The sequence below is a fragment of the Brucella grignonensis genome (assembly GCF_002252505.1).
Classification (GTDB): domain Bacteria; phylum Pseudomonadota; class Alphaproteobacteria; order Rhizobiales; family Rhizobiaceae; genus Brucella; species Brucella grignonensis.
In genome coordinates this window covers 1-332 of sequence record NZ_NNRL01000033.1, presented here as the reverse complement: position 1 = coordinate 332, position 332 = coordinate 1, and the positions used below count along the sequence as shown (strand labels likewise).

The following is a 332-nucleotide window of genomic DNA, read 5'->3' as shown; positions in this document are numbered from 1 at the left end:
TGTCCGGCTGTTCTATTCCAAGGGCGGGCAGGGGCTGGCAAAGCTCGGCGCGAAGGATTTGCTTGAATCGTGCCTGCGGATGCGTCCGGATCGGGTCCTGCTGCAGGAGCTGCGTGACGGCACTGCATTCTACTACATTCGAAATATCAATTCCGGGCACCCCGGCTCGATCACGACCGTTCACGCGGATTCACCAAGCCTGGCGTTCGAGCAACTGACGCTCCTGGTCAAGGAATCCGACGGGGGGCAAGACCTCGACCGGGACGATATCCGCAATCTGCTCAAGATTTCCATAGACGTGATCGTCCAGTGCAAGAGGGTCGGTGGCCGTT

1 protein-coding gene is annotated in these 332 nt (G+C 59.3%); it reads left to right on the top strand.

Annotated features, from left to right (window positions below; genetic code table 11):
- Positions 1-332, top strand: a 332-nt coding sequence (locus CEV33_RS00390; RefSeq protein ID WP_167388072.1) for an ATPase, T2SS/T4P/T4SS family, incomplete at both ends; no start/stop codon positions are given.